This is a genomic window from Vibrio sp. QJM3NY_27 (assembly GCF_057785955.1).
In genome coordinates this window covers 946995-960560 of record NZ_CM173512.1, presented here as the reverse complement: position 1 = coordinate 960560, position 13566 = coordinate 946995, and the positions used below count along the sequence as shown (strand labels likewise).

Sequence of the window (13566 nt, the reverse complement as noted above, 5' to 3'; positions counted from 1 at the left end):
ATCAGCGGGGCTTCTTTGTATCAACAGGTCTTCTTTATATCAACAGGAACCCAATGGGATCATTTCTGCACACAATGATCTTGCTAATCGACTCTGACGGCACCAGAACCAGAACATTGACCCGAATGAGTATTATCATGCAGATTTATATCTCAACAAGAGTACAAAAATTTAACATTTAGCTCTAAAAACACCACGTAGCGCAAACAATCACCCTAAAAGTAAACTATTCCTAGACACCCTCTTAGATCCCGCTAATATGACCGCCCATTCCACTAGTGTATAGTTGGATTTGGTACAACTTTATAAAAAAATACATCACTATAATAAATTAACAATTGCAGGTATTTTATGCAAAATCACAACATGCTCGCCCGCATCGCTCGTGGAAATCTCGTTCTACAGATCCTTGCTGGTATTGTTTTCGGTGTCGTTCTCGCCATGGTTTCTCCTTCAGCAGCTCAAGATGCAGGCCTATTAGGTAGTCTGTTTGTTGGTGCTCTGAAAGCTGTTGCCCCAATTTTAGTATTCATTCTTGTTGCAGCTTCTATCGCAAACCAAAAGAAAGGTCAGCATACTCATATGCGTCCAATCATTGTGCTTTACCTGATTGGTACGTTCTCTGCAGCACTGACTGCTGTAGTACTGAGCTTCATGTTCCCAACCACTTTGACACTGGTTGCTGGCGCTGAAGGTGCTAACCCTCCTCAAGGTATTGCAGAAGTTCTTCATACGCTTCTATTCAAGCTTGTAGATAACCCAGTTAGCGCACTAATGAACGCTAACTACATCGGTATTCTTGCTTGGGCTATCGGTCTTGGTCTTGCACTGCACCACGCATCTGCAACAACCAAAGCGGTTTTCGAAGACCTTAGCCACAGTGTTTCACACATTGTTCGCTTCATTATTCGTCTTGCGCCATTCGGTATCTTCGGCCTTGTTTCGACTACATTCGCAACAACGGGCTTCGATGCACTAGCAAGCTACGGTCAACTGCTAGCGGTTCTACTAAGCTCAATGCTGATCATTGCTCTTGTCGTTAACCCACTGCTTGTCTTTGTAAAGACAAAACAGAACCCATACCCACTTGTACTGCAATGTATTCGTGAGTCTGGTGTAACGGCATTCTTCACTCGTTCAAGCGCTGCAAACATCCCAGTGAACATGAACCTTTGTAAGAAGCTAGAGCTAGATGAAGATACTTACTCTGTATCAATCCCTCTAGGCGCAACCATCAACATGGCGGGTGCTGCAATCACCATCACTGTGTTAACGCTTGCAGCTGTACACACAATGGGTATTGAGATTGATATCTTCACTGCGATTCTACTAAGCCTTGTTGCTGCAATTTCAGCATGTGGCGCATCAGGCGTTGCCGGTGGTTCACTGCTACTGATTCCTCTAGCTTGTGGCCTATTCGGTATCTCAAACGATGTAGCGATGCAGGTTGTAGCGGTTGGTTTCATCATTGGTGTGATTCAAGATTCGGCTGAAACAGCGCTTAACAGCTCAACTGACGTCGTGTTCACTGCGGCTGTATGTAAAGCTGAGCAAAACAAAGCTTAACAGCTCTTGGGTATTAGGCTTAAGCTCTAAGCTCTAAGCTCTAAGCTCTAAAAGCAAATAGCACACAAATAAAAAGGGAAGCATTCGCTTCCCTTTTTTGTTGTCTTGGTTTTCTAGATTACGGCTAGAAGCTATATAGATTTATAGCTTTATAGCTTTATAGCTTTATAGCTTCAGTCATTCTTGTCTAACTCATCAAAGCTAACCAACACGTTTTAGTGGTTGCTTTTCCAGCTTGGATCCACGGCTGCCTGACTGAAGTCTAGAGAGTTAAGGCTTGCTTCTTTGTTATGCGTTGCTTGATCGCTGGGTGACCCTTGATTCGCAGCACCGCTATCATGGTTTGGCGTCGTCTGCTGGCTGTAATCGACGTTAGAACCTTGCTCACTCGACGCTTTGGTCTCTAAATGATTACCATCGACATTTAACTCCTCACCTTCTTCATCGGAGGCTTCTTTAACCTTCTTAGGGACAGGTATATTGCGTTTGTAGAGCTTGTTGAGCGCCTTAATGATTGAGTGCTTAGTGATTGCTTCTTGGGTCAGCTTAGTCATTATCGGTTTAGTCAGAGCCTGTAAGCCCACGACAGCATCCACACCAAGTTCCCCGCCGACTTTATCCCTCAAATGCTTGGCTTCTGAGTAACCAAAATGAGCCGATAGAAATAGCCAGATATAAGCAATGGCATTGCCGTGTTCACCATGGTCAATCCAAGCTTCACCTGCTCTAAACATCGCTTCTGCACTGTTCTTTTCTGCGGCCGTCTCAAACCAGTAAACAGCCTCGCCATGGTTAGGCTCAACACCCACACCGTTCAAATAACTCATACCAAGTTTGATCTTGCCGTCTAAGCTATTCTTTTCCGCAGCTTTTTGGTACCACTCGACAGAACTTTCGGCAGAGTAGTCTGGGTTTTCTTTATCTAGACACCAGTCACCGATGAACAGCATCGCTTCGGTATTACCACCAGCCGCAGACTCTTCAATATAGGTATAACCCTTAGGGATGTTCTTATCGGTTCCGCGACCAAAGACGAGCGCTTTACCCATCTCGAATTTCGCAGACACGTCATTGTCCAATGCGGATATCGCAAGCTGCCAAAAGTTGGCTTTCTCTCTTAAAATCAGGTCTTCTTTGCGCTTCATGCTTAGGCGCACAATGCCGTACATGCCATTGATATTATCGAGTTGCGCCGCTTTGTCGTACCAATACAGAGCTTCCTTAATATTGTTACGTTCAGCTTCTTTTGCCAAATACAGTATCGACGGTACATGCCCAGTTTCGGCTTTGAAGTGACGCTCTTTTTGCTCTTGTATGCGCGCTTTTTCAATCGCTTTTCGATAAGCGACAGCACGAGCCTTACGTTCTTGTTCCAAGCGCTGCTTTCTTAGCGATAAAGAGATCAGCCACACGGCGACAAGTATTAACGAAAGAGCCGTCGCACCAATTGCGATTCCCATTGTACTCATAAAATATTTTAACCTAACTCGGCTGATACTAGCCCCGATATCGGGAAAGTGATCAACCCATAGTGAATGGTATGTTTCTAACTACAGGGAAAAGCGCCGTTATTAAAACGTTCCGCCCTAAAATGAACTTAGTTCAGTATCTCAGGAATACATAGCGATAAAAAGTCTACTAAGACCTATCCTTATGCACTCCATAAATGGTGTGATCTTGCTTCAATAGAGTTCGATAATGAAGACCACCTTTGAGCAAAATAATCTTAAAAAACGACAACGAAATTGATGAATACCTATCTGCAATTTCGTGTCGCTGTAGTTAGTTCAGTTGACCGTATATGTAAGCTAGCTCAGCAACCGTTTTAGCAGAAAATTTCTTCATTAAACTCGCTCGGTGTACTTCTACCGTTCTCATCGCGATACATAATTCATCGGCAATTTTCTGGTTACGTTTGCCGTCGATAATCTGCTTAAGAATATCGATTTCTCGCTCAGTTAACGACGCATACGCTTGGCGATAAACATTCATGTGTAAATGCTTTTCAGAAGCCTCTAGCCCTTGCTTGATCGCCTCAGCTAACTCACTGCCTTTAACCGGTTTTTGAAAGAAGTTCACCGCACCAGCTTGCAACGCTTCAACCGCCATTGGCACATCACCGTGACCCGTCAGATAAATCACCGAAAGTGGGCTCTGCGCTTTCACCATTAACTCATGAACTTGTTGCCCTCTCATTTCAGGCATTCGGCTGTCTAACACCACGCAACCTGGCGCACTCAAATCCACTGAATCCAGAAAGCTCAGGCCATCTTCATAGGCTGACACCGTAAAATCATGCTCTTCCAATAAGAACACCAATGAGTCACGCATCGACTCATCGTCATCAACCACATAGACCGGCAACGTTTGATGAAGTTCAGACATAACAAGATTCCTTATGAATCATTTGAAAGAGAAAAAGGTAACGTCACTGCGACGTGACAGCCATGAGGAGTCAATGATTTGATGGCCATTTGGCCGCTGTGGTCTTCAATCACGTCTTGGCAAATCGCAAGCCCTAAACCCAAGCCATTTTCTTTGCTACTCACAAAGGCTTGAGTGACTTGTTGTTCGGTTAAATCTAAACCCGTGCCGTTATCGATAACCGACAGCATCATTTTATCCAGTTGATACTCGGTAATCACTTTAATTGTTGGTGGTTCGCTGTTTTTGTTATCAATATCAGACGCAGCGCTTTGTTCGCGATGCTGTTGTGCGTTACACGCGTCAGTCGCATTGTTGATCAGGTTTACAATCACTTGCTGCAATCCCACAGGGTCGACATGCAATTGGATAGGCTTACCTACAGCGTGGCGTTCAATGGTTATCTTGTGTTTCTGTAATCGAAATTGCAGCAGCTCAATGGTGTCTGTGAGTAACTGCTCGATGTCCGTCTGAGACTTATCTGATGAGCGTTTCTTTATCATGTTTCTTAAGCGTTGAATGATCGCATCAGCACGATCCACTTGAGACTGAATCTTCTCAAACACAGGTTCAATATCAGTCAATGGTTTGTTCTTCGAAATCCGTAATAAACCGCCTTCGCTGTAGTTGCGAATGGCCGCCAAAGGTTGATTGATCTCGTGCGCCAAACTGCTACCCAGCTCACCAACCACCGCGATACGTTGCGAATGTTCCAGCTGTTCACTCTTGCTTTTCAGCTTGTGTAGCGTCGCTTCTAACTGTTTTTTACTACGGCTGAATTTGTACTCTAACCAGAAGTGGTAAGCATTCAGTAACACGACAAAAATAAAGAACGCCCAAGCCCACTGTTGATTGTATTTAAGCCAGATTAACGCTTCTTTCCACCAAGGTTGTTGCAGTGGGTGCATGTCGAGTTGCTGATAAAGCTTGTCGATTGAGAGCAAGCTTGTGGGTGACGTCCAACCCGAGGCATTCGCAGCAATGGCTGGCACACTGCTCTTTGGCATTGAAAACAGCACCTGACTCATTTGCTTAGCTAATGCCGAAGAGGCTCGCTCTGTTTTGGCAAACGACCAGTTGGAATACAGAGGCGTAGACACTTGGCATCGAAAGCCTTCAGGCGCTTGATTACCGATAACGCGATACTGACCCGCCACCAGCAAGCCTTCACTGATCATGCTCTCGACCAAACACGCAGGCACCACAGCCGCTTCAATGTGTCCTTCTCGCAGTTGGTACAAGCTGGCATCGATAGGGAAACCTAAGAACTGCGTATTGGAAAAAAAGTGGTTGGGATTAAGCCCTTCTTGCATCACTTGGTAACGCATTGTTAAGTAACCACCAAATGCATTTTCCGAGACCGCTGCAATCGGCTTACCACTGAGTTGTTCGAAAGAGATATAGGGCGACATTCTTCTTACCACTAAAGCAGAACCAATGCTGCGGGTATTGTTAGAACTGGGCTCTTCGAAGTTATGACTGGTCATAGTCGCCATCCAAGAGAGCGCATACTGTCGTCCTAAGCGAACCGCCTGACCTGGGTTAGTAATAACGAAATCGACCGTCACATCTTTCACCGCTTCGGCCATCTCTTCCAAATTAAAAGGCTTGAGAACAAAGTGCTTACCCGGAATACGCTCAGACAGCCAATCCATCGTAGGCTGCCAACGCTGCTGCGCCGCAAGTTTGCCTCTGATCGCCAATACTCCGACCTCAATGGCCTGATCGGACTCAGTGATGTTTGGGCTTGAGCTTGGGGCTGCTATCACTTGTTCTGATTGAGCCGCAAAACACACTCCTGCGGTTAGGCTCAGCCAACAAAGGCTAACGACTGTCATTAGGTTTCGAACGGTCACTGAAATCTCTTTCTCCAAGCAGATTGTTTATTCAATTTATTCTCTAGTTATTTCACTTTTTCTTGAAGCTGACGACATGTTCAACGCTTAACTCATCCTTTAGAGCGCTTTAGATCAGCCTCTAAAACAAAGCATAACAGCTAGATAACGAAAACCACATTTGTTCTAGATCAACTTTGATCTGGGTATGTGGAAATCCACAATACCCCGTTAACGGTCAAAAACTGACAATGAGCCTAACAGATCGAATACCCATTTATAGGTACCTCTATGGACTCATTGAAAAGACGGTTTCTCAGCCAATTCGGTAAAGTTTCCGCCGGTGCTGCGCTCATTCCCATTACCGGAATCAACACCGCAGTCGCGAGCACAGCCATTCGCAATAACAACCAACCTGACCGCAAAGGCGAAGTAGGTAAACGCTACGCGATGGCGATTGATTTACGTAAATGCGTTGGTTGTCAGGCATGTACTGTTGGCTGTAGCGTTGAAAACCAAGCGCCGATTGGCCAGTTCAGAACCACTGTAAAACAGTATGAAGTCTCCCTTGATGATGGTTCGACAGCTCAACAAAACGTGAAATCGTTCATGTTGCCTCGCCTTTGTAATCACTGTGACAACGCACCCTGCATAAAGGTTTGCCCTGTTCAAGCGACCTTCCAACGTGAAGATGGCATCGTGATGGTCGACAACGAACGCTGCGTTACGTGCGCTTATTGTGTTCAAGCTTGCCCTTACGATGCGCGTTTCATTAACAACGACACGCTTACCGCTGACAAATGCACCTTTTGTGCACACCGCCTTGAAGACGGCTTACTGCCCGCTTGTGTCGAAACCTGTGTTGGAGGCGCACGTGTCATTGGTGACCTGAAAGATCCAAACAGCGAGATCAATCGTCTGCTGAATGAAAACCAAGACGACATCAAGGTGCTCAAGCCAGAGCAAAATACCAACCCACATGTTTTCTATATCGGCATGAACGAACGTTTCGTTAGCCATATCGAAGGCCAGCCTGCGATTTATGATCCAGCCGCCATCGATAACTCATCCTCTAGAAAACAAGAATTGGCAATCGCGACACAAGGCAAACAAGGAGAGACAGCATGAATATCACTGAGGTGTTAGTTCCCGCTCAAGAGATCGCTTGGCTACCGTGGGCGGTTCAATATTTCTTCTACATCGGTTCGGCTTATGCGGCGGCTATTCTGTTTTTAATTGCACTGATATTCAAAAACTCAACCAGCCATCAATTCCGTTCAGCGCTTGTGCTTGTGATGGCCATCGGCGCGATTGTTGGGCCATTAGCATTAACCGGTGATTTGCACCAACCGGGACGTGCTTGGCACTTCTACGCCCACATCACGCCTTGGTCATGGATGTCGTTAGGCTCTCTATTCCTACCTTTGTTCTCTGGTCTGGCTGTTGCGACAGCTTGGGTTTACCTGCGTGACGACATCGCACAGCTTAAAGAAAGTGAAAACCCACTTCTAAAACGTTTGGCTTGGCTGACGCTAGGTCAATGGAAAATATCGTCAAAGCTGATGATTGCACTCGCTGCTGTGACGGCTATTTCGGGCCTAAGCATCGCACTTTATACAGGCGCAGAGATTGCAATTTTGGCGAGCCGACCGCTTTGGCATCAACCGGCTTCTCCACTACTTTGGTTCACGACCGCATTCTTTGCTGCAACAGGTTTAACGCTGTTGATTTGGGCTCTACTGCCTTCAAGCAAGCCAAGCTTAAAACCAACAGACCTAGCTCTGATACAAAGAACCATTACCTTAACAGGTGGCCTTGCCATCATTCTCACGTCGATTTGGGCATCTAACCATGGTCCCTTCAATCTCTATGAGAACAACGCTTGGGGAATCAATCTAGGCATCATGACCACCAGTATTCTGCTATGCATGATCTTAGTTTTGCCACTGCAACGTCTATCGCAAAGCAAGCTAGGAATTGTCTGCATAGCGCTTGCTACCATCGTTTCAGCATGGGCGGTGCGTTGGGTCACCATGATGGAGGTTCAAACCATTCCACGTTTTGATGTAGGTCCATTCCCCTATGAACTGCCAATGGGCAGCGCTGGTTTACTTGGCATTGTTGGTATGTGTGGCCTTTGGTTAGCACTTGCGTTGTTCGCCTCTGAAATCGTGTCTACTCGAACTATTGGATCTACACAAACTATGGTATCTACACGAACTATTGGGTCTACAAGAACAACTGGCTCTGCGCCAAAGGCAACATCAAAGCCAAACCAAAATACATCGTCACCACTTAACCGCTCACATAGCTTGTAGTCTGAGGAATCATCATGGATAACAAACGTCGTCAATTTTTGAAAACAGGCCTTGCTGCCGGTGGTGTTGGAGCTTTTGCTGCAGGTTATGCGACAACCACAAAGCATATGGTTCACGGTGCTATTGATGGCACCGCTGGTAAGAAAACCAATCACATCCATCACGGTAATTCGTTAGAGACGGAATACAGTGTCGATGAACAAGGTAAGATCTCGCCGAATCCAAACCAACGCGTTGCACCATCAATGTGTTTTGGTTGCTGGACATTGTGTGGCCTGCGTGTACGTATCGATAATCGCAATGACGAGATCTTGCGTATCTCGGGTAACCCGTACCACCCGCTATCAAGCGACCAACAAATCCCGTTCAAAACGCCCGTAAAAGACGCCTACATTGGCTTGTCTGGTGAATCAGGTATCAATAACCGCTCGACAGCCTGCGCCCGCGGTAACGGCATGTTAGAAATTCAAAACAGCCCGTACCGAATCACTCAACCGCTCAAACGTGTAGGTAAGCGTGGTGAAGGTAAATGGGAGCCGATCAGTTACGAACAACTCATCTCTGAGATCACCGAAGGTGGTAACTTATTCGGAGAGGGCGAAGTCGAGGGCTTACGTTCGATTCGTGATATCGAAACACCACTTGATCCGAACAACCCTGAATACGGACCAAAAGCCAACCAACTTCTGGTGACCAACGCGGGTAATGAAGGTCGTGACGACATCTTGAAGCGCTTTGCATTCAACAGCTACGGCACTCGTAACTTCGGTCACCACGGCTCCTACTGTGGCTACGCATTCCGTGCTGGTTCTGGTGCGATCATGAATGACTTAGATAAGTTCTCGCACTTAAAGCCCGATTTTAACAATGCTGAATTCATCCTTTTCATCGGTATGTCTCCGGCTCAAGCGGGTAACCCGTTTAAGCGCCAAGCACGACAACTTGCTGAGGCTCGTACTAACGGAAATCTCAGCTACACCATAGTAACGCCAAGTCTTCCGGCAGGATCGTCAAGCCTTGCGGCGGGCGATCGCAACAACTGGCTCCCGATCAAACCGGGAACTGATTCAGCATTAGTTCTGGGTATGATCCAGTGGATAATCGAGAACCAGCGCTACAACCATGATTTCTTGTCTCGCCCAAGCGCACAAGCGATGCAGAAAGCAGGCACTACACACTGGTGTAATGCATCTCACCTAGTGATCAGCGACGAAACACACCCACAAAACGGCCGTATGCTTCGCACATCGGATATTGGTTTGCTAGAAACGGGCGAACCGATGTCTGACGATGACGGATTTGTCGTGCTTGATGTTACAACGTCACTGATCACGTCGAATGTTAAGGTCGATGAAGCTGCGTTGTTCGTTGATCAAGACGTAGAAATCGATGGTCAAACCGTTCGTGTTAAGTCTTCTCTACAAAGATTAAAAGAAGAAGCCTTCAAATATGACCTTGCTTACTACAGTGAGCAGTGTGAAATTCCACAAGACCAGATTATTGCACTGGCGAAACGCTTCACCAGCTACGGAACGAAAGCCGTCGTCGATACCCACGGTGGCAACATGCACACCAACGGCTTCTACAACTCGTTCTCAATCCTAATGCTGAACGCGCTGATTGGTAACATCAATGCAAAAGGCGGGGCGATGGCGAAAGCAGGTGGCTACCCAACTTCTGTTGCTGGCCCACGTTACGACTTTACCAAGTTCAAGGGTAAGACTAAGCCGCAAGGTGTGTTCTTGTCTCGCAGCAAATTCCCGTATCACAAGACCAGCGAATACAAACGCCGTGTTGCTGCAGGTGAATCACCCTACCCAACACGTGCGCCGTGGTATCCAATATCAGCACCGCTTTTAACCGAGCATTTATCAGCTGCGATTGATGGCTATCCTTACCGCGCAAAAGCGTGGATCAACCACATGGCAAACCCACTTTATGGCGTTCCGGGTTTAGACAACTTGCTAGGTGAGAAGCTTAAGGATCCAAAACAGCTTGGTTTGATCGTCTCTATCGATGCCTTCATCAATGAAACAACAGCATTATCAGATTACCTTGTGCCGGACACGGTGACCTACGAGAGCTGGGGTATGGCAACACCTTGGCATGGCGTTGCAACTAAAGCGATCACTGCTCGTTGGCCGATAGTTGAGCCTAAAACCTCACGCACTCAAGACGGGCGTGCCATCAACTTAGAAAACTTCTTTATTGATCTGGCGAAAGCCCTCAACTTGGGCGGCTTCGGCGACAACGTAATCAAAGACAACCAAGGTAACTGGCACGGCATCCATAGTGCGGAAGATTTCTACTTACGCTCTGCGGCTAATCTAGCGTTCGTTAAAGGCGGAGTGCCGAATGTAGATGCCGAAGATATCGTTTGGTCTGGTCTAGAGCGCCTAGTGCCTGTAATGAACAAAACGCTTAAGCCAGAAGAGATGCTCAAAGTGGCGTACATCTTTGCGCGTGGCGGTCGTTTTGAAGACGCAACCAATGCCTACACCAATGAAACTATGAAGTACAAATGGACCAAACCTTTGGCTATCTGGAATGAAAAGCTGGGGACCTCTCGCAACACCATCAGTGGCGAACAGTACATGGGTTGCCCGACATGGTATCCACAGAAGCTAGCAGACGGCACACCTTTGGCAGAGCAGTTCCCGACCAAAGAGTGGCCATTTACTCTAACCAACTTTAAATCCAACATTCACAGCGCGGTGTCTAACCTGTCACCACGTTTGGAGTCGATCAAAGGCGTGAACCCAGTTTACATTCACCCGCAAGACGCCTCTTCTGCTGGCATCAAAACAGGCGACGTATTTGCCATTGAAACACCGAGTTCAACTACACACGCGTTGGCGATGGTGATTGATGGCATCAAACAAGGCACATTAGGCTTTGAACACGGCTTTGGACACAAAGAGCTCGGTGAACGTGCACACTGGATTGGTGACACACAACAACCAGTGAAGATGAAGTCGAACGATGGAGTTAACATCAATGATATAGGCTTGATTGACCCGACGAGAGAAGGCAAAGGCGTGATGTTAGATTGGGTTGTGGGTGCAGCAGCAAGACAAGCGCTTCCGGCTAAGATCTACAAGGTCTAGCTTAAACTCTGTAAGCTCTAACTTAAGCACTTAATCAAAACACTTCTTTATCTGATTTGCAGATGAGAACACAACAGGGCAACTTCGTCATTCGAGGTTGCTCTGCTTTTTCATCCCCTTGATCTGGAAAAGCACCCTATTTGGATAAAACGCCCAATCTACATACAGCATCGGAGCTAGATAAAGCATCCGGTCTAGATAGAGTAATTAACCCAAAGCCATTAGTAATCTTCATTTCACCACAACTTTTTTAGCCAGCATTCATAAAGCAGCTATGCTTATACAATCGGTGCCATAAAAGAGCCTTAACAAGCAGTTACACCGAGGCGAACATGGCAGTTCCCTTGCATTTCGTTAACGATAGTTGGATCAGCCTATCAAAGTTCACATCAATGCCATTATGGCGATTGAGGTTATTAATGTGAGACTCACCTCAAGTTTCGAGTGAATTAATGTGGAAATCCACAATAGCGCGAACAACCAATTATGTCGAAAATGCGTGCATTATAACCAATAGCGACGCCTCATGACTAAGCTGACAATTAAAACTCAAACTTTAACGCTTTGCATCGCTGCTCTAGGAAGCCTTTCTTTATCCGCTTTTGCACAAGCAGCGCCTAACCCTATGCCAGAAGCTGCAGAAACCTGTAGCGGCTGCCACCAAGCCGACGGTAAAGGCATGCCCAACATCGCCCCTATGCTTGCAGGGCTCAATGCTGATTACCTCGAACACCAACTAATCCTGTTCTCAAGTGGTGAGCGTCAAAGCGCAATCATGAAGGGAATGGCTGACGGTGTGTCTGACCCTGCCGTTCGTCGTGAAGTCGCAGAATACTTTGCATCACTGCCTTCATACGAATTCACCGATTTAGAACAGCGCGGCTCACAAGCTGATATCGATAACCCTTATCGTAAACTTGTATTCCAAGGCGATTGGGACCGAAACATCCCAGCTTGTGCAACCTGCCACGGACCAAGTGGGATGGGCGTAGACAAATTCCCCCGCTTGGCCAGTCAACACGCCGACTACATTCAAACTCAGCTCAACGCTTGGAAAAACGGCACTCGGAAGGGTGATGATTTGAACATGATGGGCAACATCGCGGGCAAGCTAACCGACGATGAAATCAAAAACCTGTCGTACTACTTCGCATCTTTCCGATACTAAAGGGCTCGCATGAAAACACTACTTCTAATTACCGCAACCCTTGCCTCGGGAATCGCTTATGCCGAAGCTGAGTTGCCTGATCGCCAAACCGAATTACCAGCCGTTGAGAAGCCTCAAGATAACAAATATCTGGTGCCACGAGACTTGGTAGATATTCCTGCAGGGGAGTTTGGCGACAAAGTAAAACTGGGTTATTCGCTGTTTGTCGATTCACAACAGATGCGTGGTACGTTCGTAGGCAATGAACAAAACTGTGTCAACTGCCACATGCAAGCGGGCATGAAACCAAATGCTGCGCCTCTTTGGGGAGCGTATATGGCTTACCCTGCGTATCGCTCTAAAAATGACAAAGTAAACAGCTACGCAGAACGTATCCAAGGCTGTTTCACTTACTCAATGAATGGTTTACCACCAGCAGTGGGCTCAAAAGAGATGGTCGCGCTAACCGCTTACTCGTACTGGTTGGCAATGGGCGGTATCTTGGATAAGAACGGCATGCAAGACACACCCGTTCCTGAGATTAGTGATGCAGATTTACAAGTCGGAGGAAAAGCGGAGAGCTTCCCTCTTCCTGAAGAGCTGTTAAGCAAATACCCAATCGATGACCGCAGCAAGCTTGCAGGTCGCGGCTACCCTAAGATTGCTAACCCTGAACAAGAACCGTCGATAGCGCGTGGCGAAAAGGTTTATCAAACCAGCTGCCAAACGTGTCACGGACAGAATGGTGAAGGTATCAAAGGGGACGACGGCCGCTCATACCTACCACCACTTTGGGGCGAAAATTCATTCAACTGGGGCGCAGGTATGCACCGCGTAAACACCGCCGCGTACTTCATCTACGAAAACATGCCGCTTGGAAAAAGCCAACAGCTGTCAATTCAGGATGCGTGGGATGTGGCCGCGTTTGTAAACAGTCATGAACGCCCACAAGACCCTCGATACAAAGGCGATGTTGCCGGCAATGCTAAGCGTTACCACAGCCACCAAGGTTACTATGGCAAAGAAGTCGACGGTCATGTACTGGGTTCAAAAGCCTACCCAAGTGGTAAAGAAGTGATTAATGATCACTAATTCGTTTTAAAGAGCAGTAACCGGTATTCGTGAGTAGTCATGCATTTCAGTGAGACCGGATAGTTGCTTACACCAGC

9 protein-coding genes are annotated in these 13566 nt (G+C 46.9%); 6 read left to right on the top strand and 3 right to left on the bottom strand.

Features of this window, described 5'->3' with window-relative positions; all coding sequences use genetic code 11:
- Positions 1 to 351 precede the first annotated feature (351 nt).
- Positions 352 to 1566 (top strand): serine/threonine transporter SstT, encoded by a 1215-nt coding sequence (gene sstT, locus AC3CIA_RS20020; RefSeq protein ID WP_004732110.1) that lies wholly within the window; start codon positions 352 to 354, stop codon positions 1564 to 1566.
- Positions 1567 to 1781: 215 nt separating this feature from the next.
- On the opposite strand, the gene AC3CIA_RS20015 is transcribed toward sstT, so the two are convergent.
- From AC3CIA_RS20015 to AC3CIA_RS20005, 3 genes are all read right to left on the bottom strand, one after another.
- Positions 1782 to 3026 (bottom strand): tetratricopeptide repeat protein, encoded by a 1245-nt coding sequence (locus tag AC3CIA_RS20015; RefSeq protein WP_488519645.1) that lies wholly within the window; start codon positions 3024 to 3026, stop codon positions 1782 to 1784.
- A 322-nt stretch (positions 3027 to 3348) separates the two neighbouring features.
- Positions 3349 to 3951, bottom strand: coding sequence for a response regulator transcription factor (locus AC3CIA_RS20010; protein ID WP_488518911.1), 603 nt, complete (start codon positions 3949 to 3951; stop codon positions 3349 to 3351).
- An 11-nt stretch (positions 3952 to 3962) separates the two neighbouring features.
- Positions 3963 to 5846, bottom strand: coding sequence for a sensor histidine kinase (locus AC3CIA_RS20005; RefSeq protein ID WP_488518910.1), 1884 nt, complete (start codon positions 5844 to 5846; stop codon positions 3963 to 3965).
- 270 nt (positions 5847 to 6116) lie between these two features.
- Here AC3CIA_RS20005 and dsrO point away from each other — a divergent pair, with 270 nt between their 5' ends.
- The 5 genes from dsrO (at position 6117) to AC3CIA_RS19980 (ending at position 13489) form a co-directional block, all read left to right on the top strand.
- Complete coding sequence (gene dsrO / locus AC3CIA_RS20000; RefSeq protein ID WP_488518909.1) at positions 6117 to 6953, top strand: sulfate reduction electron transfer complex DsrMKJOP subunit DsrO; 837 nt, start codon at positions 6117 to 6119, stop codon at positions 6951 to 6953.
- On the top strand, positions 6950 to 8143 hold the full coding sequence (nrfD, locus tag AC3CIA_RS19995) for an NrfD/PsrC family molybdoenzyme membrane anchor subunit (RefSeq protein ID WP_065206696.1): 1194 nt from the start codon (positions 6950 to 6952) through the stop codon (positions 8141 to 8143). The genes dsrO and nrfD overlap by 4 nt, the downstream gene beginning before the upstream one ends.
- 14 nt (positions 8144 to 8157) lie before the next feature.
- Positions 8158 to 11250 carry a molybdopterin-dependent oxidoreductase gene (locus tag AC3CIA_RS19990; protein ID WP_488518908.1) on the top strand — a complete coding sequence of 1031 codons (3093 nt, stop codon included), beginning with the start codon at positions 8158 to 8160 and terminating at the stop codon, positions 11248 to 11250.
- 526 nt (positions 11251 to 11776) lie between these two features.
- The gene (locus AC3CIA_RS19985) at positions 11777 to 12418 is read left to right on the top strand and encodes a c-type cytochrome (RefSeq protein WP_016797888.1); all 642 of its coding nucleotides are present in this window, start codon (positions 11777 to 11779) and stop codon (positions 12416 to 12418) included.
- Between the two features lie 9 nt (positions 12419 to 12427).
- Entirely contained in the window at positions 12428 to 13489 is a 1062-nt protein-coding gene (locus AC3CIA_RS19980; protein WP_171307570.1) for a c-type cytochrome, read from the top strand.
- The last annotated feature ends 77 nt before the right edge of the window (positions 13490 to 13566 follow it).

Bases quoted from the DNA above. Each gene is read 5' to 3' on its own strand.
- AC3CIA_RS19980 (WP_171307570.1), top strand. From the start codon at position 12,428: ATGAAAACACTACTTCTAATTACCGCAACCCTTGCCTCGGGAATCGCT.
- AC3CIA_RS19985 (WP_016797888.1), top strand. From the start codon at position 11,777: ATGACTAAGCTGACAATTAAAACTCAAACTTTAACGCTTTGCATCGCT.
- AC3CIA_RS20015 (WP_488519645.1), bottom strand. From the start codon at position 3,026: ATGGGAATCGCAATTGGTGCGACGGCTCTTTCGTTAATACTTGTCGCC.
- AC3CIA_RS20010 (WP_488518911.1), bottom strand. From the start codon at position 3,951: ATGTCTGAACTTCATCAAACGTTGCCGGTCTATGTGGTTGATGACGAT.
- nrfD (WP_065206696.1), top strand. From the start codon at position 6,950: ATGAATATCACTGAGGTGTTAGTTCCCGCTCAAGAGATCGCTTGGCTA.
- sstT (WP_004732110.1), top strand. From the start codon at position 352: ATGCAAAATCACAACATGCTCGCCCGCATCGCTCGTGGAAATCTCGTT.
- dsrO (WP_488518909.1), top strand. From the start codon at position 6,117: ATGGACTCATTGAAAAGACGGTTTCTCAGCCAATTCGGTAAAGTTTCC.
- AC3CIA_RS19990 (WP_488518908.1), top strand. From the start codon at position 8,158: ATGGATAACAAACGTCGTCAATTTTTGAAAACAGGCCTTGCTGCCGGT.